The 1,582-nt window shown below is 70.7% G+C and carries 1 protein-coding gene; it reads right to left on the minus strand.

The genetic code is table 11. The features are described from left to right. Positions 1-1,582 (minus strand): condensation domain-containing protein (locus tag JW897_RS24075; protein WP_205467927.1); only part of this gene is annotated, 1,582 nt, incomplete at both ends.

Genomic DNA, 1,582 nt, shown 5'->3' on the forward strand with positions numbered 1-1,582 from the left:
CTGTTCGGCGCTCGGCAGCGGCGCGGCCAGCCAGTCGGCGTCGGGGTCGGCGGCCAGCGCCGTCAGCGCCTGCCGCAGATAGCCGGCGATGTCCTCGATCTGCTCCGCGTCGAATTCCGCTTCGTCCCAGGCCAGCGTCAGTTCCAGGCCTTGGTTGCGCGGATCGCGGCTGAACTGCACCAGGCAGGGGAAGTCGGTTTCCTCGAATACTTCCACGCCTTCCACCGTCACCTCCGGCAAGCGCAGCGCCTGTTCGTAGACGTGGAAGTGGATGTAGTTGAAGCCGACCTCGAAACCGCGTCGCCCCTGGTTCAGCTGCATGATGGCGGCCAACGGCAGGCGGCGCAGCGGCTGCAAGGCGGTTTCCTCGGCAAAGACGCGGCGCGCCAATTGCGCCCAGCTGCCGGCCCGCAGCTCCACGCTCAGCGGCACGGTGTTCAGAAACAGGCCCAGCGCGGCGGCGCTGTCTTCGCGCTCGGGGCGGCCGTGGGTGACGTAGCCGGTGCTGGCGGCGGCGGAGCCGGTCAGTAGCGCCAGCACGCGCAGGTGGGCGGCGAGCAGCACGGTTTTCAGCGGCAGCGCCAGCCGCGCGGCGGCGGCGTCCAGTGAGCAGGACAGCTCGGCCGGCAGCATGCGGCTGAGACGGCGGACGCTGCGCGGGCCGGCCGCGGCGGGCTGAGCGCGCAGTCGGGGCAGGATGGAGGCTTCCACGCCGGCCAGCCGTCGCCGCCAGGCCGCTTTCAGCTCGGCGTCGTTCTCGGCCTGCTTTTCCTGTTCGATGAACAGCGCGCTCAAGGCGCCGGCCGCGTCGCTGCCGCCGGCGCTCTCCGGCTGGCGCGCCAGCCGCAGCAGGTCGGTGACCAGGGTGGCCACGCTCCAGCCGTCCAGAATCGCGTGGTGGAAGCTCAGCGTTAGGCGCGCGCGGCCGGTTTCCAGCCGGAACAGCGCCAGCCGCAGCAACGGCGGGTGTTGCGGCTGGAAGGGCCGGGTTTTTTCCGCGGCGACGAAGTCGGTCAGCGCCCGGCTTTGCGCGTCGGCGTCCAGCGCGCGCAGATCGACGACCTTGAGCGGTATGTCGCCGTCGCGGTGGATCAGCTGCAGCGGTTCCGAATAGTGGTTCCAGTGGAAGGTGGTGCGCAGCGCGGCGTGGCGTTCCGTCAAGCGGCGAACCGCGGCGCGCCAGGCGGTCTCGTCCCAGGGCAGGCGCAGATCGAAGCTGAAGATGTCGTGGAAGATCGCGCCGTTCTGCGACAGCTCGCTGTGGAACAGCATGCCGGCTTGCAGCCGCGACATCGGCAGCGCTTCGATCACGTCGTCCGGCAGGCGCAGCCGGTCGGCTTCGGCAATCAGCGAGAAAGCTTGCCGCGCGGCGGTCTCGCCGTTGTCGGCCGGCTCCGGCGTTTCGCACAACTGACGGATGGTGGGCCGGCCGAACAGCGCTTGCACGCTCAGCGCCAGGCCCTGGTCGCGGGCGCGGGCGACCACTTGCAGCGAGAGGATGGAGTCGCCGCCCAGGGCGAAGAAATTGTCGTCGATGCCGGGGGCGGGCACGGCCAGGACCTCGGCCCAGATTCGGGCCAGC

The sequence above is a fragment of the Chromobacterium alkanivorans genome, assembly GCF_016937655.1.
GTDB classification, from domain to species: domain Bacteria; phylum Pseudomonadota; class Gammaproteobacteria; order Burkholderiales; family Chromobacteriaceae; genus Chromobacterium; species Chromobacterium alkanivorans.